Consider the following 19,531-nt stretch of genomic DNA (forward strand, 5'->3'; position numbering starts at 1 on the left):
GTGACTGCGTTCCTAGACAGCTCGCATCTCACTCGGAGGTCTTCGCCATGTCAGCTCGCCACGCCGTCACCAACGTCCATGGTCAGTACAGCTAGCCAACACCGGGACCAGATCCACCGTAATCGGACACTCCCGTACGCGTGCGTCAGGGAGCTGGCTCCGCACTTTCTCGAGCCGGTCGCGGCTTCGGGATGCCGACCGTGTGCTGGTCGCGGCCCGCGCTCGAGGCCCTCGACTAGCATTCGAGTCATGAGTGATGACGGGGGGACGCCCACTTCTGGCCAAAACCTTTCGGTGGTGCCCGAGAAGGTGCGCGAGGTCGGCAAGTATGTCTTCGAGCTGTCCGAAGCACTACGCAATGCACTGGACTCTGCTGCGAAGGAGGTCGCCTCGCTGACCGATGGCAGCTGGACCGGCGATGCGGCAACGGAGTTCTCCGAAGGCTGGACCGATGTCCGTGACGGCGGTACCCAGATCATGAGCGCCCTGACCGGGATGGCGGAAAAGCTGGGCGTCACAGCCGACAGCTACCAGGCCCGTGACGAGTCCAACGCCGCCGGACTGGATACCTCGAGTTTGGATCTACCATGAGCTCAGAGTTCACCGTCGACCTGGACCATCTCGACGAGATAGTGGCGAAGCTGTCTGGGCTGGCCGGGTTCATCGGAGAGCATCTCGATGAAATCGACGACCGCGTCACCGCCCTGACCGACACTGGATGGCAAGGTGTCGCCGCGCAGGCATATGCCGAAGCCCACACCCAATGGGTCACCGGTGCACGCGAATTCGTCGAAGGCGTGAAAGACATGAGCGACGCCGCCAAGGCCGCGCATACTCGCTACACGCGCGCGGTCGATACCAACTACAAAATGTTCAACCAGGGGTAAGCGGCATGGGCGAACTGGCCATCAACTGGCAGATCTACTAGGACGCAGCCACGAAATGCCACGCCCTCGCCGCCGATCTCCGCACCGCCGACAAACCGGTCCACGATGCACTCAAAGGCGAGTGCGCGGGCATGGCCGGTGACACCGCGGGCTGCGAGAGTTGGGGCAAGGAGTACGACCGAGCAGTTCAGGGAACGTTGCAGACCTGCACGAATCTGGCTGACGCACTGACCAATTTCGGCTATATGCTTTCGGCCGCCGGATACAACTGGGCGCTGTCCAACAAGTCCAACCCGATGCCCGACCGCCCCACCGTGACCGCGATGACCGAGTACAAGGTGTTGTTGCCGACCTCGGTCGGCAACAACGGTGACGGCATCACCGAAGGTGACAACAGCGTCCCTGGCTTCTATGACGCCCTGGTTGGGAAGATCCAGGAAGAATTCGGAAGCAAGCTGCCGAATGGCCACAAAGAAGATCTCGCCAAGGCCGCGTCCGTCTGGAGAACCTTCTCCGAACACGCCACCATCAAGGGCGCCCCGGGCAGGATCACTGAGATCAGCAACCTGTTCGCCGACATCAAGGACAAGAAAGGAGGCCTCGACGGACTCCTTGGACACCTGACTACCTTGAACGGCGGCGCCACTCAACTTGTGGCCGCATCGGCGAACATCGCCGCACCGGTGGCGGCATACAGCGAAGGCACTTCCGAAGTCCGCGACAAATTCAAGGAAGCGGTCACCAACGCTTTGATCGCGGCGGGAGCGACCGTCGTCATCGGCATCGCCGCCGCCTGGATCACCGCCGCCCTCAGCACGGCCGCCGCCGGGGCCGGCGTCGTAGTCATCGCCGGCAACACCGCCCGCGTACTCAAGACCACCTACGACATCAGCAAGCTCTACCGAATCATCGGTGCGGCAGCGGCCGTAGCGGGCGCCGGTGCCGCCGCGATCACCGCGTTCAAAGACGTGGACCTCACCCAAGAAGCCCTCAAGCTCGGCGTCATCATCATCGCGAAGATCTTCCTCGACGCCGATGACGCGGAGGACATCAACTCGAGCAGCCCGAGTGGTGCGTTTACATCTGCGTCGCTTACGACCAAGGTGAACAAGATCGCTAGCCATTACGGGGTTCCTGCGCAGGAAGTGAGAGAAGCCATCCACAAGATCAAGGCACAGGGGGCCTGGCGCGGGGATGGCGCCAACAAGAACCCAGATGTCGTCGTGGACTTGGATACTGGCGAGGTGTATGTGAAGCTCCCCGGTGGTGAAGTGTCCGAAGACAGCCTCGGAAACATTCTCGACGAGTTGGATGAGTGACGTGGACAAAAATCGGCGAGAGACGATAAAGGAGTACGAGGACAGGTGGATCATGCAGCCTCTGCGTGGAAGCCGTGTCGTTCGTACGACTTGGCTGCCCGAAGAGGTCGAATTCGAGACGGACACGCCATTCCGGATAGTTGTCGGATACGGAGCAGAGATGGCGCCACGCTCGATCGCCGAAGACTCGCCTGAACGTCACATGATCAGCCACTGGACAAGAGCCGAAGTCGAACGCAATGTCTCCGCGCCGATTCTCTCGCCGGTATTTTTCAAGTCTGGAAGCCTGCGGCTCGGATTAGGGAACGGATGGAACCTGTTCGTCTCCAACCGGCACCCTCAGGTGACAGCCACTGTCTTCTTCGGTGACATCCTGATGTGGAATCGATCCGGCATGCTCTCCCCGGCAGGATTTTCCGTGGTCACGCTCGACCCGTGGACCGGACAGCGAATCGACGCTCCACCGTGGCCGTCACGTCCAGAAGATCTCGACATCGACACAGACTCAGATGACATCAACGGGTGAACGATCCGGGTCGAACATCTTGAAACGCCTGCTCACCGAATCCGAAGTTGGACCGACGAACTCGCGCGACTGGACCTGGCCGTGACTTTCATAATTGCAAACGTGTCGCCAGGACTGGGTGGCACCCCCACCGGCCAATACAAAGTGGTGGCCTACCGATTCGGGGCGTCATCACCATGTATCCGATCCCTCAAAGGAGGATCAGTGGGAATTACCGTATTTATTCAGACCAAATCCATGAACAAGTTACGGAAGCTGTCGGATATGCGTCGAAGACGCTTGACGAGGTTATTTCGCACGCCCCGATAGGTTCATTGACGCGGGGAATAAACAAACACGCAGACACAATGTTCAACACCACCCAGCTCAATTCATTTATCGACGAAATTCCTCCTTGACGCCCAAGAACGACAGCGAGCGCGAACTGTTCACCGTCTTACGCGACGCCGCCGAATCCGCGATCCGGCAACGCGGATACCTGTGGTTCAGTGGAGACTGAGGGCCCCACGGTCCAGCTTCCAATGTCGCGCGCATCCTCCACGGTTCACCCGCTGCGGGCGGTCGCGTTGGGCCTCGACAGCGACATCTCGATCGCCTCGCAGATTCCGCTCAACTACCGAGGTGAGGGTGCGACAAAGATGAAAACCAACATCTTCGCCTACGGCTTCTCCGGCGGGCGCGCGGTGAGCTTCGGCGCCTCCCGCAAGGGACGGGTGTGGAGCCACGAGCAGGCCGACGATCTCCACCACTGGGTGCGTTGGGTGCGCCAGGTCGGGCCCGCGATCACCGACGAGTCGGTGACACTGGAGTCGGTTATGTCGGGATTCCTGCTACCCGAACCCGCCACGGCCCGGCCTCCGTATGTGCCCCTGGCCGTCGAATGGCCTCATCAAATCCTCGCCACCCTCAGCGAACGACATACGCTCGCCTACCAGGACGAGCAGTACACAATGCTGGACACCGAGTTCCGGCTCACCTGCCACGAGGCCGAGGGTCCGCTGCGCTTCGAAGTCGTGACGCCGTCGTGGAGCCTCCAGTTCGAATTCGCCTTCGATATCGAGTCCCCGCCCACAATCCGATCTGTAGCAGAGGACGGGCAACTGGTGAGTTCTGCCGGGACCACCAGCCTGGCACAGTTTCTGACCGACACCGGGTTGCTGGTGAGCTTCACCGATGAAGTTGTCCTGCTCGAGCAAGGTCTGATCCTTCGACCGGCCCGCGAGCGGCACCTGTTCGAGCTCGAATCGATCGAGGTGTTCGACTGGACCGGCATCAATCTGCGCCGCGAGTCGCGCAAATCCGACGACGACACCACCGCCATCGCACACCGGGTGATCGAGACTATCGCCGCCGAAGCCGAGTGGGAGGTCGCTATCGATGACGACGGTGCCGGTGAACTCGCGGATCTGGTATTTATGCGCCGGATCGGCGAGCAACTCGAAGTGCTACTGGTGCACTGCAAATACTCCAGCCAGTCGACCCCCGGCAAACGCATCGACGACCTCTACGACGTGTGCGGACAGGCGATGAAGATGAATCGAGCCAAGTCGATGCCCGAACTGCTGACCCGACGCCTGCTGCGCCGGGCACACAACCGCCAAGCAAAGGGCCGGACCGGGATCATTCACGGCAACCTGACGCTGCTGGCATCGATCGTCGAGCAAGCCCGGTTCCGGGAACTGCGCGTGCAGGTCGCGATCGTGCAGCCAGGAATGTCGCGGGCAATCGTCAGCACCGAGATGCGGGCCCTGCTGGGAGCGGTGCAACGATTCCTGATCGAAACCTACGCCATACCGTTGCGTGTCATCGCTAGCCCTTGACCGAAGTCGATGTGCACTCGCCTCGGCTGAGCAAGTCTCACAATGCATTCGAGGGCCCACCAAAACTGTCTCGGGGTGGACGGCCAACCTTGGCCGCCGCCGGCCGGGCCGACCAACACCGACCAGTGTGAGGCAACAGCGAGGCCTTGCCGGGCGAGACAGGTATCGCACAGCCCCGCGCACGGCGGAGGGCGTTCGCGACGATGTTATGCCAGTGCGGGGAAGGTACGACAGCTGGATTCAACCGGTCGTCGCAACACCTTGACCGTGGAGGTATTGGGTGGGAATTGGCAACCAGCAGAGGAACGTTCGTAAGTTCTGGGGCCGGGCATCCAAATCGACTGCGGTGCAAAAGATCTCGATCAACGCAGGGATCAGCATCGCTTTCATGTGCGCCGCGCTTTGCCTCGAGCGGTGTTCAATTGCTGTTGCAGCAGGGTGCGGTCTGCCCCTGACACATCAGGGTGCAGACACCTTGTGAAGGCTTTGAAGACGGACTCGCGCAGAGCTGGCCCGACAGCGACGAACAGCATTTCTGCCCAGCCACGTAGGCGGACAGGGTGGGGTGCAGATAGCGCAGGCCCTGGAAGTGGATGCCGTCGCGGTGTATGACACGCGGTGTGGCGACCTGGACCAGCAGCAGGTCGAGTTGATCGAGACCCTCGGGCCTACGCGGCAGCCACCCGTCGGCGACCCAGGCTTTGTGGGGTGAGACGCCGATTTCGGAATGGATGCGCCGGTGGTAGGCGGTGGTGATGAACTCCCCGATCGCCTCGTCGAGCTGTCGCAGCGACAACACCGGTACAGTGACCGGCTTGCCACCGACGAGGTGGCCGGGCAGTTCGGTGAGCAGTTCGGTGTTGATGGTGCCGAAGAACCGCTCGATCTTGCCGCGGCCTTGGGGTCGCGCCACGGTGGAGTGCACGATCTGAAATTTCAGGTCGGCGGCGACCTGGGCGACGTGGTCGCTGGTGAAGTCGCTGCCGTGGTCGACGTAAAGAATCTCGGGTATCCCACACATCGGCCACGCCGGATCGGATTTGGTCCAGATCGCCTGCCGTAACGCCAGCGAGGTGTTCAACGCCGATGGCGCACCCAGGTTGATGGTGTAGCCGGGCACCGCCCGCGAGCAGTCGTCGAGCACCACCGTCAACCAGGGCCGGCGTGCATTTCCGCCATCGAGCACCAGGATGTCGAGCTGGGTGTGGTCGACTTGCCACATCGCGTTCGGACGTTCGGCGCGGCGGCGGTAGACCAGTTCGTAGGTGTCGCGCAAGGCGACGGCACCGTCGTACGCCAGCGTGAGCATGGCCGGATCGAGCGCGGTGACGATAGCACGAACGGTGTTGTAGGACAACGGAATCCACCCTTGTTCGGTGGCGACGCGGGTGGTGCGGCGGGTGATCGCCGCCAGCGACGGACGGGGGGCGGCGCAACGCCATACCCTCGATCAGCTTCACCAAGTCCGGGTTGGTGCGTCGGCCGGTCGACCGGCGGCGGGCCGGGGCGAGCCCTGCCAGACCGGAGGTTCGGTAGCGGTGTAGCCGGCGTTGCGCGGTCCGCAACGGCACACCCGCCTGTGCCGCAGCGCGGGCTAGTGGCACTTCGTCATCGAGATGAGGCCGCAGCACTTCGAAGCGGCTCATCGCCTGGCGGCGGGCCGCGTCGGTCAATCCGGTCAGTCCGACGGCCGTCACGCCTCCATTTTCGCTGTGGCAGCGGACAGATGTCGGTGCCGCGCCAACTGCACCTGCCGCGGGCCGAGTTTGGGCTTCTGCCCGCCGGTGCGGCCACGGGCACGAGCCGCGGCGAGACCGTCACGGGTGCGCTCCGACATTAGGGCATGCTCGAATTCCGCGATTGAGCCCGGGATTTGGAAGAACATGCGGCCGACGGCGGTGGAGGTGTCGATGCCCTGGTCTAGGACCACCAGGTCCACGCCACGGTCGTGAAGCGTCTTCGACAGGTCGATCAGGTGCTCGAGGGAACGGCCGAGCCGGTCGAGCTTGGTCACCACCAGTTGGTCTTTGGGCCGGTTGGCCACCAGCAGCGCCTTGCTCAACTCCGGGCGGGAGGCGAGCTTGCCGGAGGCCTTGTCGATGAAGATCTCCTCACATCCGGCCGCGGTGAGCGCGTCGTGTTGGGCTTCGGGATGCTGGTCGCGGGTGGAGACCCGTCCGTAGCCGATTCGCATGGCGCGGAGTGGATTGCGAACCCCCGACAAGTGGACATTGGCGCGTACACGGCAAGCATTACAGAGGCGACCTGTGGGAACTCTCTTCGCCACAGAGTGTCTCGCGAACGTTCGTTTCTGATCCACGATGCCGCGCGGCCATGCGGCATTACCGGGTGTCTCGGGCCGCGTTTTGCACTGTTCGGTCACACACCCAGCCGCGAATCGCAGAACGTCCTGGTCCCCGGAGGTTCACGCGTCCTCGGGAAGTCATGGGTCCGTGCCGAGTGAAGGCCGTTCGCTGCCAGGAGGGTAGATCGGCTCCAGGCGGGTTCCGAGCAAGTAGTCGCGGAAGGCTCGCAGGTACTCCTCCAGGTCCCGCTGATCGGCGAATCTGGTTCCGGTCGGGTCGAACCATTCCTCCGGTGTCGGGCGCCACGCGATCATATGGTCGAGGGCTTCGCTCACCAGGACCCCGTAGGTCGGATCCTCGACGCAGGTGCCGCGCAGCTGCGCGGCGTGATGCCGTATTCCGCCGCCGTGCTCGGCTCTGTGCATATCCACCAGCGGCCACAGCAGAGCATCGATATGCGGGATTTCGTCCCACCAACCGGTTTTCGTGTACAGGGTCTGGCTGGCCCGCACCCGGCGCCGTGATGCTGTGACAGGTGTCGGATAGTCGCACGGCGCACCCCTTCGGTCGATACCGCGAATCGGGCCGGTTCGCAGGTTCACCGGTGGATACCAGACGCCGCGCCACACCGGGACCCCGAGATGACGAGGATTCAACGGCAGTGGCTCGGCCAGTGAGATGTCGGCCGTGATCCGGCGCACGGGCGGCAACAGTCCGTCGGGGACCAGATCCGCCACCATCGACAAGCAGTCCCGCACGTCGAACCCGGTCACGCCGACACCCTGCCCGAACCATGCCGCGTGCGGGTCGAACTCGATCCAGAACCGCCGCATCGTGGCCATTTACGATCTCCTCTCAGCGGCGCCGATGTCGACCGCCGACCCATGATCCCAGAGCTGACCGGTGCCAACCATTCGATAATTGCTACCGGACATTTCAAAAACTGCGACTCCAGGCCCGCGTTCGGTCTCATCAGCGCCACCTGGTGGTGCGAGAACACCGCCATCTACCGCTGCGAGTCACACCCCACTCCAACTCGATGTACGCACGCTCGAAGCCGTCCACGATCAGCCTCGCGTCGTCCCACGCCTCAACCACGCATATGCTGGCTGGGATTCGGACGGTGGGGCGACGCGCCAGGACTTCAGATTCCACCAGCGCCGGTGTCCCCTGATCGGTTATCCGACAAGCGTTTCCGCGACCGTCGCTCAGGAGTGGGGACATTCGATTCACCAAAAACCCGTACTACCGCTGGACGCTCGGACCGACGCGGTCAACGCGTGGGCTCACACTCCTAGTTCGTCACAGAGGTCGACGTAACGTTCGAGGTAGTCGGGTGTCGATCTGTGGTCCGGTAGTCCAGTTGTGTCGAATTCGTCTGATCCCGGTGCAGCGATGATTCCGATCGCGCGTAGCGCCTCGTTGATGGTGTTTACCGAGCGGACGGCTCTTCCGTCGTTGGACACAGCTGCCCACTGTTCTCCGACACCTCCGAAGTAGTCGGTGAACACCAAGGCGAACGTGGGATCGGTTCGAGCGGAAAGATCAGCTGCGATCGTTGCGATGACGCCTTCGCTGGGGAAGAGCCCCGGCGCCTGTCGCGGGAGATCGAAACGGTCCGTAACTCCATGTGCCGCTTGCCAATACGCGGTGTAGTAATGCGTCAGATGGAACAGTGTCAGGCCGTTGTTCAGCGGCACGGGTACCAGGTCCCACGTGTGGACCGCATCGGTATCGATAGCGCCCGGCAGAATGAGCGCGGTGATGGCATGTGGCACGCCAGAAGCCTATCGACGTGTCGACACAGCCTCCACCAGTGCCGGACGCCGACGCGCGATGGCGGCCCCTCAACGCACTGTCATGCCGCTGGGCGCGCGTTGGTCGATCGTCCAGATCTGTTGGTCGACATGGCTTCCCAGCGCGCGCAAATGCCGATGATCGTGCGGGTTCTTTGACCGTCCCAGGGCGGCTAGTTGTACTGACCACGGACGTTGGTAACGGCGTGGCGAGCTGACATGGCGAAGACCTCCGAGTGAGATGCGAGCTGTCTAGGAACGCAGTCACCTTCCGGAGGTCTTCGTGTCTCACCGTAATGCCCCGCTGTCGGAGTTGCCCGTAGCCGGTGCCCAACATTGCCCAGGCCCGACTCGCGTTGCTGCGCTGCATACGAGGCACCATTGTCGACCCTTTCGGGTATGCGCATGTTCGCAAGACCGAGAGAGCGCTCGTTGCAGAGTTCATAGAAGTCGTGCTCGAAGCAGTTTCGCAGGTCAACAATGACAACCACGTACTAGTATCGGCGATCGTTGCTCTGCCGGAGGAGATTCGGGGCTACGAGGAAGTCAAGCTTCGGAATGTAGCGACTTATCGGAAACGACTCGCCGAGTTGTCCTCAACGTTGCCACACTAGCTCGGCCATTCACCGCAATTCGTGACCAACAGGGCGCTGAAATGTCGAAAGGTGCTCTGACCTGTAAAAATTCGATTTGTCTAGGATCGAATGGCTGCAGTGTAGGAGCACTTTTCTGGTTGGCAGGTCTAGTGCCTCGTCCAAGTAGGGTTGCCTCGGTAACCGGGTGTCGGGTTGATCGTGTGGGTGTGGTCGGTGATGCTGCCCGGTGGAGATGGTGCCGGTGGCCCGGAAGCCGGACGTGTTTGTGCGGGTGGTGACCCTGGAGGAGGGTCGTCGGTTGCAGAAGATCACGAAGACGAGCAGACAACCGATGGGGATTCGCCGCGCGATCGTGGTGATGGCCTCGGCGCAGCGGCGGCCGGTTCCCGCGATCGCCCGGTTGATGCAGGTCAGCGCCGCTTATGTGCGGCAGGTGATCCACTAGTTCAACGAACGGGGGTTCGAGGCGTTGGACCCAAAGTGCGGCGGGGGCAGGCCGAAGAAGGTGGATCGGGCGACGTGTGAACACATCACCTGTATCGCCCGGTGCTGCCCCCGCGAACTGGGCTGGCCGTTCTCGGTGTCGAGTCTGTCGAAACTTCGAGAAGTACTGCGCAGCAACGAGATCGCCGATATCAGCCGAGAGACACTGCGCAAGATCCTCAAAGCCGAGGCGGTGTCGTGGCAGGCGACCAAAACGTGGAAAGCCAGTGCCGACCCCGAGTTCGCCGCCAAGCTGAACCGCATCCTCGATCTCTATGATCATCCACCCGCCGATGGGCGTGTGGTCTGTGTGGATGAGTTCGGGCCGCTGAACATGCAACCCTGCCCCAGCCGCGGCTGGTTCCCGCGGCGAAACCCGAAGCGGTTGCGGGCGACCTACAGGACTCTAATACCTGGCAGTCCCATTCATTGGGGACGGGCCACGGCCAACACGAACTACGTGGCGCCGAGCGCCTGGTGGAGTTCGGCGGCGGCGCGGCGAATCTGAAGCCAGAGCGTTGGGTACTGCTCGAAACGGCCAGAGGCCTCGTCCAACAGTGGCTGTTGGGGCAGCGTCTCCACGCTGCCGTTTGCGTGAGTAACGCTGAGCACATGGACCGCGTGCAGATGGCTGTACCAGCGTGCTGTTATGCCGTCGACGCGAGTGGTGTGTATTCCGGTCATGTGTAACCCCCGTGTCGTCGGAGGGTGTCACGGTCATAGGTGATGGTGGTGTTGCCAAGAGCGACTCTGCGGCACGGATGTCGGCACGTGTTGGGCGAGAGTGGTCTCGTGTCCGCCATGTTCAGCAGCCGCCGCATTCCGGCCAGTCGGCGACCACCTCGGCCACGGTCTGTCTGTGGCTGCTCATCGCGGGGTTCGCGGCCGGTGTCGACGACGTGGTTCATTGCGCACCTCCTACCGCCGTCGGTGCGGGTCTTCCAGTTGCGCCCACGCCTGTCGTGCGGCGGTAGGGGCGTGCTCCCACTCGGCGCGGATGGTGTCGACGCGGTCCAGCGTCGCATGCAGTTCGGCGGGGGTGAGGTCGTGCTCGGACGCGGCGGCGGTGAGCTGGGTGGCGAGCTGCCGGACGCGGGCAAAATCCGCGTGCAGGCGCGCCTCCCATGCCTGGGGGATGGTCTGATTGGTGATCATTGGGTACCTCCTGGGATCTGGTTACACGGATGGTCGTCGAGCTTTCGGCCCGTGACGTTCGGGCTGCGATCATTCCACTCCTCCTTGGCGGGGTCAGCGCGGCGTGCAATGGAATGAGCTGCGGTTTTGCCCCGCAGGACTGTGCGTGGCAGGCCATGCGGGTCTGCATAACCTTGCGGGTTGGCCGATGCCGTTGGGCCAGGCGACCGGGGCGCGTGTGTGATGCTGTTGCGGACTTGGTGCCGGGCGAAGGTTGCAATATCGTGGATGGCATTGCGGGCTTCGGGGAGTAGGTCTGAGGCGGCTTGGAATACGTGTGGTGCGCGGTCCCAGATTTGCAGCGTGCAAGGCACGTTGGCTTCAGCGCAACGTTGCGCGAGCCGTTCGGCGTCCGACAGCAGAGTTTCGGTGGAGCCGACTTGGATCAGTACCGGTGGCAGATCGGTGAAGTCGCCGTTGATCGGTGACCAGCTCGGGTCGAGTGTGTTGTTACGTTGAAATCCCCAGCGTGCAATCACGCCGAGAGCCTCCGTCGGGATGTAGGCATCGCGTCCGGCGTTGGGGTGGGTAAGCCGGTGGGTGTTATCGAGGTCGGCGAATGGTGACAGAGCGACGATTCCTGCGGGCATCGGCAGGCCGTGTTGTCGTGCGGTCATTGCCGTCAGTAGCGTGAGTCCGCCGCCCGCCGAGTCGCCTGCCAGGATAATTCTGTCAGCGGGAAAGCCTTTGTCGAGTAGGTAGCGATAGGCCCTGACACAGTCGTCGATGGTGTCGGTGATATGCGCGTGGGGCAGTTGCCGGTAGGCGATATTGAGCACGGGCATGTCGGCGGCTCGGCCGATTTTGGCGGCGAGTCTGCGGTGGGTGTTGAGGCCGCAGGTGATGAATGCGCCGCCGTGGATGTAAAGGATCGCTGACGCGGCTTCCCGTATGGTTTCGGGATTTTGATCATGCCATAGCCATTCGCCATGGAATTGGTCCTCGAATGTGACGGGTGTCCGTTGGGTGCCGCGTGGTGGTGCCAGCGGTGCGGCGTAGCCGTCGGTGTAGCCGGTGACTGTGAATACCCGCCTGGTGGTGATCGGGCTGAGCTTGCCCGCGACAGTGAGCGCGGTCAGTGCCCACCGAAACGGGGTCAGGGCGGTGGGAGCGAGCCGAGTTGCCAGACTCGCTGTGCTGAGTGACTCGATCCGTACCGAACACTCGATCGAATGGCTACTTGCGACTGGGGCGTTCTTCGTTGAACTCCGGAGTGCCGAACGGCTAGCACACTGCCTGGGATGAACGGGCCGCTCGGGGCCGGCATCTGTCACACCAGGTATTCCCGAGTGGTGCTCGAGCTGGGCCGGGTTCGTAGGCGCCGAGTCGGTCGGCGCGGCGAGGTCGCCCGACATCGCCACTTCGGCAGGCCGGCGCGCCTGCTCGGGACGCTGATCGCATCCTCGCAGTGCCCGGAAGAGATCAAAAGCATTGCGGGGCCCCACTCGGACCAGCCCCGCCAGCAACGCATCGCGGACCATATCGTTCCTACCTCACGGTCGGTTACGATGAAGCCTGGCCGACTAGGTACATATGCCCGCATCGGTAGAACCAACGATTCAGGTATTGCGCCACCGAAACTGCCTACTTAACCTGACGGTGCTCGCCGAAATCGACTTCGACGCATTTTTGGTGACCCCATTGCTACTCCGACACCGAACTCGGGGCGATCGCCGATTTCCTATGTCGAACCTGCGCGGCAGCGCACGAGTCGGCTGAGGCCCTTCCGAGGACGTGTTCCCCGCGCACGCGGGGATGATCCGATGCTTCGCGTCCAAGTTCAGCTCGTAAAGGTGTTCCCGCATGCGCAGCGATGAGCCCGGTTACCGCCGTCCCCGCATGCCGGCCCGTGCTTCCCCGACACGCGGGCGGTTAAGCAACAGGACGATTCATCAAGAGGTCCCGGTGATGGTGAGGGGTTGATTCGAGCGTGCCTAGAGCGTGCCAAGACGGGCCAATACAGCACGGATAGGGCAGCACCAGCCGGACGTTAAAAATCCTCTGACCTGGACGGGAGCGTGCCAGCCGGACCCCCAGGGGCGAAATCCAGTTCCCTGGGGGTCAAGTGGTCGCAGGTTCAAATCCTGTCATCCCGACAAGTAAACCCCTTCTGAACTCGGTCGGAAGGGGTTTTTCTATGTCCGATTCGGGAGTGGATTCGACCCGATCCCACAGAAATCTCACATTTTCGGGCCTAGTCGCCCCGGGGGTGATCCACGCGAAGCTATTGCCGCGGGCGGTACGCCAGGGCCTGCCGAAGTTGTTCGGACTACGCAAGTCCCGACCCGGGAGGGAAACAGCAACCCCATCGGATTCGGGTGCCCCGAGGTCTTCAGGTACTTGATGGCCTCGTGGATCCACTCGATGGTGTGCGGGGGCAAGAGGGTCCTGCGCCACCCGTTGTCGCGGGCTTGCAGACCCACCCGCCGGTGCCCTTGCCCTTCTCCTCGACCAGTGTCCCGGTGACGTCCAGATATGGGTCGGCGGCCTCGGGATCGATGTCGTCGAGCAGCAGCGCGAACACCTCGTGGGGGCGCATGCCTGTTCCGGTGATCACGTCGATCACCCAGACCACGGCCCAGTCTCGTGCGGGCCCGGTCGTGTAGGCGCGGGGGTTCCGGGAATCGCGTCGCCGCGGGCCCACGGCCGAACCTGAGCGCGGAAGGCCGGCAAGGCCTGCTGGTCCTTGACCTTCATCCGACAATCGCAGTGGGAAAATACCTGGCCGGTTTGGGGCACCCAACCGGAGGAATGACGTCTCGTACCGGGGATGAAGCTTCATCCTGCCAGTGGGTCGGCGGAGTACTGTGTGGCTGTCCACGGTGGCGCGCCGGGTGTGGGCGCGAGTGTCACCGTGATCTCGGCTTTGCCGGCGGTTGTCGACTCGGGCAGCAGGTAGGCGTCTTCCAGCCACCGGTGGATGTCGTTGCTGCGGGATTGTAGCCAGGTTCCGGCGGGTTTGTCGTCGACGAGTACCTGGGCGGACTGGTTGCCGGCGATCTGGTCGGAGATTCGGCGCACCACAACGCCGTGGTTGCCGGGATGTATCCGCAGCCGGAACGTGATCCGGCCGCTTCCCACCTGGACCGTGCCGGGTACCGCGACCGCGTCCTCGGTCCCCTCGTACTGGCTGACCAGGTGGTACTGGGTGCTCTCGGCGTCCTGATAGTTGTGCTGGGTGCGGCTGGCTGGGTCGGCAAGATCGATGCTGTCGCTGCCGGTCGTCACGGCGTCGGGCTGGGTGTAGAGGAAGGTGGTGGAGCTGTAATCGGCGTCGATGAGGTTCCGTTTACCGTGTTCCATCCCGAACCGTATCCCGGACCGGTAACCGATGGCGTCGGCGAGCATCACCCGGTAGACGGACAAGCAATATTCGGGGCAGCCGGGACCGGCGTCGCGGTGGGCCGGCATCCCAGTGAACGGGGCGCTGTAGCTCGTGCCGCCGACCGGGAAGTGATCGGTCTCGGCCGGGTTGTCGGGATACCACTCGATATGCGCCAGGTAGTACCAGCCGCCCTCGTAGAAGTCCTCGGTCCCGGTGCCATACAGCTGCGGCGAACGCAACCCGTCCACATAGACCCGGTCGGCGCCTTCGAGGAAGGTCGGGACTCTGGGCGAGAACGAGGTCGGGGTGCGGGTGCCGCGCATAGTCTCGTTGACGCCGACGACCTTGCCGTGCCCGTGCTGATCGGCGAATTTCCAGTCTTTACCGGATGTGGTCGGCTCGGCGCGAGAGACGGTGGTGAAATAGCCGACGCTGCGGCTGTCCAGCGCCTTCGCCCAGCGGGGATCCGGCGCGGATGCGACATCGGTCTGTACTCCGGTCACCGGATTCTTCGTAGTGTTGACCAGGCTTACTTTCGCGTCGCGCCCGTACGGCATGGGCCACCAGCTCGACATCCAGCCGTTCGGATCGGCCGCGAACAGCACCGACCGCACCGGCGCGGCACCCAATCCCGAGCCGAAGAATTCCCCGACCGGGGCATCGACGGTCTGGTGCCCGTCGAACGTGATCCGCAGCCGCAGACCGGCTCTGACCTCATCGCTGTCGGTCGGCAGGCGCAACCGTAGCGCAACTATACTGCCGGATCCGGTGGGCGTGGCGACGGGAACCTCGGCGCCGGGTGGGAGGTCGACGGTGTGGATGTCGTTGCGAGTGTCCGGCATCGCGGGTTTGGGGTCTCGGGTCCCGGCCGCCCGAAGGAGCGTCACCACGTCGTCGGCGCGGTCGGACGGATCGAAAGTCCGCACCCCGTTGGCATCCGGAAAATGACGATAGTAGACGTGGTAGTACTTCAACTTCGCTTGGACACTGATGCGCATCGAGTCGCGGTAGGCCATCGGCACTTTGAGATACACCCCGCCTGCCGCCTGCTCGGCATTCGCTACGAGCGGGAACACGTATGGTGCGCCCAGCCGGCCGTCCACCACCGACTGCAGCGGAGCGTCCAGCACCGTTCGACCGTCGAGCTCGATCCGGATGTTCCCCATGGCCGACACATCACCCCGGACACCGTTCACATCGTTGGTGAACCAGATCGAGGAGATCTCGCCCGCCCCCGCGTCTTGGGCGATCACACATCCCGCACCGCCGGTGCTCAGACATCCCCCGCTGCCGTTCTGATTGCCGGTGTACGCCTCGTACGTGCCGCCGGAGCGATCGAAACTGGAGAACTCGAGTGTCCGAGATCCGCCCGGTAGATACGGCAGTCGATCCAGTCGGCGGTAGGTGTCCCAACCGACCAGCGGCGCTTCGGTTTTCGTGCGTTCCGTTGTCTTCCTATCGGGCGTGCCGGCACTCGGTGCACTGCATCCGGCCAACAGCACAGCACCGACGGCAAACCCGGGCAACATACGCCACCACCGACTCCGCCTCGACATCATTGCCATAACTTTCGCTACTTCCTTCCGACGCATCAACGTGATCGAAATACTTCAATTCGACCGGGGGGCGGTACCATCACCGTCGGGAAGCCGCACCGTGCAGGCGCCGCACCCCGAAAGTCACAGCAGCACACAGTGATCCGACATCCTGGTGTGCGGTACCACAGTCGGAACCACAGAGGCCGAAAGATCTATAGTTTCGTCGCCTGCGGGTCCGACGCAAGCGAACTCCATGTGCGGCTATTTGACCGCTCCCTCCACAAGTCCGGAGATGAACTGCTTCTGCGTCAATAGAAATACGACGAAGATCGGGATCGTCGCCATGGTCAGGGCCGCAAACAACTGCGGATAGTTTGTCTGCCCCATCTGCTGACTGAAGTTCAGCAATCCGACCGGGATTGTTCGGACGCTGTCGGACTGGGTCAGCGTGAGGGCGAGAATGAATTCGTTCCATGTGTTCAAAAAAGTGAGAACGACAATCGTGGCTATCGCAGGACGTGACAGAGGCAGGCATATCTGTACGAATATCTGTCCTGAGTTGCAGCCATCCAACCGCGCGGCCTCGTCGAGTTCGGCTGGCAGGCCCTGAAAGAATGAAGTCGCGAACGCCACAGAAAAGGGAAGCGCCCCGGCAGCATACGGAAGGATGAGTCCCCAATAAGTGTTGATGATGCCGAGGTTCGCTTCGAGCTCGTATATGGGGATGATGAGCATTTGCAGCGGCATGAACAGGGTGATGATGAACAACCCGAAGATCACTTTGCCCCCGATGAACCGGGTCCTCGCCAAAGCGAAGGAAAGAGGAAGCGAGAGAACGAGGACCAGGAGCACGCTGGACCCGGTGACAACCACGCTGTTCAGCAGATAGCGGCCGATGTTGCCGACCGACCATGCATCGATGAAGTTCTGGAAGTCCCACGTGGAGGGCAGGCCCCAAAGGTTCGCGAAGAAGGTGCTCTGCGTTTTGAATGCGCCGAGCGCCATCCAGACCAGCGGATAGGCGAATAGGACGCACAACAGGATCAGCGCGACCGCTCTGGGGATCCCCAATGCAAAGCTGCGCTCGCGAGGGGGTTTCCGCGTCCGTTTGTTCGCGGCGGTCGCCGAACCCGCGGAGGGAGCGGCGGTGTCGACCATCAATTCGGCCCTTTCACGCGTTGTAATCCGAACGAAGCAGCCGGATCTGGATGAGGGTGACGACGGCCACGACTACGAACAAGACCGAAGCAAGAGCGGAGGCGAACCCGTATTGCTGCACGTTGAATGCCTGCCGATACATGAATGTCATGACGGTGTCGGTCGATCCGTCCGGGCCGCCCTTCGTCATGACGTAAACGAGATCAAAGACATTGAAGCCGCCCGCGATTGCGATGATGAGGTTCAAACCGATGATTGTGCGCATGGACGGCACCGTCACGTCGAAGAACAAGGCGATTCGCCCCGCACCATCGACCTTGGCTGCTTCGTAGAGTTCGGGTCGCACGGCCTGAAGGCCGGCGACGAACAGGACGACGTGATAGCCCAGCCACTTCCACACGTCCACGGCCATCACCGAGAACAGAGCCAAGCCAGGCTGTCCGAGCCACGGCGTGGTGTGCGGCAAACCGAGCGTGCCGAGCGTTTCGTTGAGAAGGCCCTGGTTCGGGTCGAGAATGAAGGTCCACAGTACACCGACGGCCACGAACGACATCAGGACCGGTATGAAGATGACGGAGCGGAATAGGGCCACACCACGAGTACGTCGTGCAACGAGTAACGCGATGAGGAACGCGAGCACGACCTTGGCAACGCCCGTCCCGATCGCATAGATCGCCGTGTGCTCGAGCGTCTGGTAAGTCTGCGATGATGTGAAGACTTGCTTGTAGTTCTGAGCGCCCGCAAATACCTTGGGACCGAGGCCATCCCAGGAGAACAGGCTGTTCGCGAAGACGTTGACCAACGGCCACAGCATGAAGATCGCAAAAAGCGTGAGGCCGGGCAGCACCATGATCAGCGCCCAGGGGTCGAAACGGAACCGGCGGGATCGTCGCCATGGTAAATGCACAGCTTTCGTCTGCGCTGCCACCAGGTCCTTCCTGAGGTTGTTGGTGTCCGGGTCGGATCCCCGAATGGCCCAAGACGGCGAGCTGTCCATCGGCGCTGAATCTCGGTGAGGAGACGGTAGTGGCGCTGCGCCAACGGGTTTGGATCGGCATCGACGTCGACAAGACGTCGCATCACGTGTGCGCGGTCGACGAGAACGGCAAGGTGTGCCCGTCGCAGAAGGTCGGCAACGACCAGCAGTCGATCGAGGCGGCCGTGGAGCGGATACGCGCCGCCGGCGCGGAGGCGGTACAGATCGTTCCGAGGCGGCTGCACGGCCTTGCGCAGCCGTGCATCAATTGAATTTCCATCCGCCTGACTTGGCTTGGGCGAATGCGTTCTGCACATCTTGCGACGCCTGCTGCGGCGTCCTCGATCCGGAGACCACACCGACCATGTTGTCCTGGTAGACGGCGGTCACCTGCTTGGGCCAGTACCAGTCGAGGAAGGTGCTCGCGGTCGGGACAACCTCGTTCACGAGCTGGGTCTGCAACGCCGTGGATGCCGGCGGCTCGACGGATTTCACTGTCGGCAGCGAGATAGCCTCGCCTCCGGAAAGGAGCTGCCTGTCGACAGCGGCCGAAGCCATGTACGTCACCAACTTGTCGGCGAGAGCCTTACGGATTGGGTTGATCTTCCCGTATCTGGCGGCGACCACACCGGCTCCGCCGAATCCTGTCGACGTTACGCCGGGGACGAAATTCGGGAAGGGGAACGCCTTGACATCCATCGACGGCGCCTGCTGCACGATGGTCGATATGTCCCAGGAACCACCGAAGAACATCGCCGCCTTGCCCTGAGTGAACAGTGAGACCGCAGCTGGCCCCTGCAGACCCTGCCACCCGTTGGCGAAAACATCACCGGCACCGAGCCTGGCCATCTGGGCCAGGGCCTGGGTGTACTCCGTCGAATCAAACGCGGGGCTGCCGGTTTGCAACGTGCTGAACGTCGTCTCCATCGGGGTGTTCTTCGTGGTCTGCTGAAGCATCTGCATCATCCACATCGGCCAGAGGTATGTCTGGCCGCCCGGCACGCTGACCGGTGCCACCCCAGTGCCCTGCAGTTTTTTCGCATCGGCAATGAGGTCGTCGATCGTCCTCGGCACTGTGAGTCCATACTTGTCGAAGATCGCCTGGTTGTAGACGAACGTCGTCACGTTCACACCACCGACCCCGACCGCATAGAGGTTCTTGTCGATGGTGAAAGGCTCATAAGCCGCCGGAATCAGGTCACTGGTGTCGAAGTCACCTCCGAGAGAGCCCACGAGCCCGCGGCTCTGCAAGTAGCGGATGTCCTGCCCGTTGGCGAGCAGGACATCGATCTGGCTCTTGCTGTTGACGGCGGGGGTGAACTGCTGGATGAAACTCGAGCTCGGATAGCTGACGACAGAGATCGAGGCGCCATTCTCCTTGCCGAACTCGTTGAGGACCTTCTGATAGTTCGGGTTCCCCGGATCTGTGCTGTAGACCACGAGGTGCTTGTCGTCGCCGTCCGACGAGGAACACGCTGCGACACCGACAAGCGCTGCGACGCTCGCGACAAGCGCAACCACCGCACGGAACCTGGATTTGACCATTACTGAACTCCAGCATCAGGGGCATACAACTACCCGATAGTCCAACTGGCAAACGTTTGCCA

The 19,531-nt window shown here is 62.5% G+C and carries 20 protein-coding genes and 1 pseudogene; 9 read left to right on the forward strand and 12 right to left on the reverse strand.

All coding sequences use genetic code 11. The features are described 5' to 3' along the window. Nucleotides 1-249 precede the first annotated feature (249 nt). The 5 genes from AB0M74_RS32325 to AB0M74_RS32345 all read left to right on the forward strand — a co-directional run bounded on the left by AB0M74_RS32325 (nt 250) and on the right by AB0M74_RS32345 (nt 4,552). On the forward strand, nt 250-591 hold the full coding sequence (locus tag AB0M74_RS32325; RefSeq protein WP_366530101.1) for an ESX-1 secretion-associated protein: 342 nt from the start codon (nt 250-252) through the stop codon (nt 589-591). After that, a complete protein-coding gene (locus AB0M74_RS32330; RefSeq protein WP_366530102.1) occupies nt 588-887 on the forward strand; it encodes a WXG100 family type VII secretion target in 300 nt (99 codons plus the stop codon). The genes AB0M74_RS32325 and AB0M74_RS32330 overlap by 4 nt, the downstream gene beginning before the upstream one ends. Before the next feature lie 131 nt (nt 888-1,018). Then, nucleotides 1,019-2,206, forward strand: a complete 1,188-nt coding sequence (locus AB0M74_RS32335; RefSeq protein ID WP_366530103.1) for a hypothetical protein — start codon at nt 1,019-1,021, stop codon at nt 2,204-2,206. Then, the gene (locus AB0M74_RS32340; protein ID WP_366530104.1) at nt 2,199-2,732 is read left to right on the forward strand and encodes a hypothetical protein; all 534 of its coding nucleotides are present in this window, start codon (nt 2,199-2,201) and stop codon (nt 2,730-2,732) included. The genes AB0M74_RS32335 and AB0M74_RS32340 overlap by 8 nt, the downstream gene beginning before the upstream one ends. 521 nt (nt 2,733-3,253) lie before the next feature. Beyond that, on the forward strand, nt 3,254-4,552 hold the full coding sequence (locus AB0M74_RS32345; protein ID WP_366530105.1) for a hypothetical protein: 1,299 nt from the start codon (nt 3,254-3,256) through the stop codon (nt 4,550-4,552). Nucleotides 4,553-4,970: 418 nt separating this feature from the next. Here the strand turns inward: AB0M74_RS32345 and AB0M74_RS32350 are convergent, their stop codons facing one another. The 5 genes and pseudogenes from AB0M74_RS32350 to AB0M74_RS32370 form a co-directional block, all read right to left on the reverse strand. Beyond that, a complete protein-coding gene (locus AB0M74_RS32350; protein WP_366530106.1) occupies nt 4,971-5,909 on the reverse strand; it encodes a DDE-type integrase/transposase/recombinase in 939 nt (312 codons plus the stop codon). Nucleotides 5,910-6,066: 157 nt separating this feature from the next. Then, a pseudogene (locus AB0M74_RS32355) lies at nt 6,067-6,198 on the reverse strand (helix-turn-helix domain-containing protein); the annotation flags it as partial. Nucleotides 6,199-6,245: 47 nt separating this feature from the next. Beyond that, nucleotides 6,246-6,746: a recombinase family protein gene (locus AB0M74_RS32360; RefSeq protein ID WP_366530107.1), complete on the reverse strand. Its 501-nt coding sequence runs from the start codon at nt 6,744-6,746 to the stop codon at nt 6,246-6,248. A gap of 249 nt (nt 6,747-6,995) precedes the next feature. Then, the gene (locus tag AB0M74_RS32365) at nt 6,996-7,700 is read right to left on the reverse strand and encodes a hypothetical protein (RefSeq protein ID WP_366530108.1); all 705 of its coding nucleotides are present in this window, start codon (nt 7,698-7,700) and stop codon (nt 6,996-6,998) included. A gap of 444 nt (nt 7,701-8,144) precedes the next feature. Then, nucleotides 8,145-8,636 carry a hypothetical protein gene (locus tag AB0M74_RS32370; RefSeq protein ID WP_366530109.1) on the reverse strand — a complete coding sequence of 164 codons (492 nt, stop codon included), beginning with the start codon at nt 8,634-8,636 and terminating at the stop codon, nt 8,145-8,147. A 344-nt stretch (nt 8,637-8,980) separates the two neighbouring features. Between AB0M74_RS32370 and AB0M74_RS32375 the strand changes: the two genes are divergently transcribed. The 3 genes from AB0M74_RS32375 to AB0M74_RS32385 all read left to right on the forward strand — a co-directional run bounded on the left by AB0M74_RS32375 (nt 8,981) and on the right by AB0M74_RS32385 (nt 10,241). Beyond that, nucleotides 8,981-9,268 carry a DUF6537 domain-containing protein gene (locus tag AB0M74_RS32375; RefSeq protein ID WP_366530110.1) on the forward strand — a complete coding sequence of 96 codons (288 nt, stop codon included), beginning with the start codon at nt 8,981-8,983 and terminating at the stop codon, nt 9,266-9,268. Nucleotides 9,269-9,491: 223 nt separating this feature from the next. Beyond that, on the forward strand, nt 9,492-9,695 hold the full coding sequence (locus AB0M74_RS32380; protein WP_366530111.1) for a hypothetical protein: 204 nt from the start codon (nt 9,492-9,494) through the stop codon (nt 9,693-9,695). Between the two features lie 135 nt (nt 9,696-9,830). Then, a complete protein-coding gene (locus AB0M74_RS32385; RefSeq protein ID WP_366530112.1) occupies nt 9,831-10,241 on the forward strand; it encodes a hypothetical protein in 411 nt (136 codons plus the stop codon). Nucleotides 10,242-10,651: 410 nt separating this feature from the next. Here AB0M74_RS32385 and AB0M74_RS32390 read toward each other — a convergent pair whose 3' ends face one another. From AB0M74_RS32390 to AB0M74_RS32415, 6 genes are all read right to left on the reverse strand, one after another. After that, nucleotides 10,652-10,888, reverse strand: a complete 237-nt coding sequence (locus tag AB0M74_RS32390; RefSeq protein ID WP_366530113.1) for a hypothetical protein — start codon at nt 10,886-10,888, stop codon at nt 10,652-10,654. Continuing rightward, a complete protein-coding gene (locus AB0M74_RS32395; protein WP_366530114.1) occupies nt 10,885-12,408 on the reverse strand; it encodes an alpha/beta hydrolase in 1,524 nt (507 codons plus the stop codon). The genes AB0M74_RS32390 and AB0M74_RS32395 overlap by 4 nt, the downstream gene beginning before the upstream one ends. Nucleotides 12,409-13,259: 851 nt before the next feature. Continuing rightward, entirely contained in the window at nt 13,260-13,571 is a 312-nt protein-coding gene (locus tag AB0M74_RS32400) for a hypothetical protein (RefSeq protein WP_366530115.1), read from the reverse strand. A gap of 134 nt (nt 13,572-13,705) precedes the next feature. Next, a complete protein-coding gene (locus AB0M74_RS32405; RefSeq protein WP_366530116.1) occupies nt 13,706-15,781 on the reverse strand; it encodes a glycoside hydrolase family 172 protein in 2,076 nt (691 codons plus the stop codon). 270 nt (nt 15,782-16,051) lie between these two features. Further along, nucleotides 16,052-16,948 carry a carbohydrate ABC transporter permease gene (locus AB0M74_RS32410; RefSeq protein ID WP_366530117.1) on the reverse strand — a complete coding sequence of 299 codons (897 nt, stop codon included), beginning with the start codon at nt 16,946-16,948 and terminating at the stop codon, nt 16,052-16,054. 13 nt (nt 16,949-16,961) lie between these two features. Beyond that, the gene (locus AB0M74_RS32415; protein WP_366530118.1) at nt 16,962-17,945 is read right to left on the reverse strand and encodes a sugar ABC transporter permease; all 984 of its coding nucleotides are present in this window, start codon (nt 17,943-17,945) and stop codon (nt 16,962-16,964) included. Between the two features lie 29 nt (nt 17,946-17,974). Between AB0M74_RS32415 and AB0M74_RS32420 the strand changes: the two genes are divergently transcribed. Then, nucleotides 17,975-18,196 carry a transposase gene (locus tag AB0M74_RS32420; protein ID WP_366530119.1) on the forward strand — a complete coding sequence of 74 codons (222 nt, stop codon included), beginning with the start codon at nt 17,975-17,977 and terminating at the stop codon, nt 18,194-18,196. Here the strand turns inward: AB0M74_RS32420 and AB0M74_RS32425 are convergent. Then, on the reverse strand, nt 18,189-19,469 hold the full coding sequence (locus tag AB0M74_RS32425; RefSeq protein ID WP_366530120.1) for an extracellular solute-binding protein: 1,281 nt from the start codon (nt 19,467-19,469) through the stop codon (nt 18,189-18,191). The two genes, AB0M74_RS32420 and AB0M74_RS32425, sit on opposite strands and share 8 nt — an antisense overlap. Nucleotides 19,470-19,531: the final 62 nt, after the last annotated feature.

Source organism: Nocardia sp. NPDC051463, from assembly GCF_040681975.1.
Classification (GTDB): domain Bacteria; phylum Actinomycetota; class Actinomycetes; order Mycobacteriales; family Mycobacteriaceae; genus Nocardia.